This is a genomic window from Vibrio sp. 10N.261.52.A1, from assembly GCF_002876325.1.
GTDB classification, from domain to species: Bacteria; Pseudomonadota; Gammaproteobacteria; order Enterobacterales; family Vibrionaceae; genus Vibrio; species Vibrio chagasii.
In genome coordinates this window covers 1-455 of sequence record NZ_MCYD01000488.1, presented here as the reverse complement: position 1 = coordinate 455, position 455 = coordinate 1, and the positions used below count along the sequence as shown (strand labels likewise).

The 455-nt window shown below is 33.0% G+C and carries 1 protein-coding gene; it reads right to left on the bottom strand.

The genetic code is table 11. The features are described 5' to 3' along the window. A partial coding sequence (locus BCT81_RS29575) for a hypothetical protein (RefSeq protein ID WP_206748008.1) occupies window positions 1-333 on the bottom strand: 333 nt, incomplete at its 3' end. Between the last annotated feature and the right edge of the window lie 122 nt (window positions 334-455).

Here is a 455-nt window from a genome sequence, read left to right as displayed (position 1 = left end):
CTCGTAGTCTATTTCTAACATTTGGGGTAGCGCTTGACCGTTATGATAGAACTTACCAATATGGTCAGAAATATATATAGGATTGAGTTCTACTATTAAGTTGTTTATTATTTCGGCCATTTTTTTCAACTCTAGTTCGTCTCTGTGGAGAAACTGAGAGTTCATGATATGAAACGCACAGAGTCGCCCATCAAGGATTTTTTTTATAGAGTTTGTGTCTGTTGTTAAAAAGTTATCTATTAATAGCTCAACAAATTCTATGTCTCTATTATCGAATAACTCCTTCATGCAGGCCAATTCTCTTTGTCCTGACCAGTTAATACCTACTTTCATTGTTGTTTATAATCTACGAATTCTGTAAATGACTGAATAAAATGTATAGAGTTTTTTTCTATTAATGAGTCCATATCATCGATTGAAAGTGCAATTCTCTTATCCACATTGATGACATATTC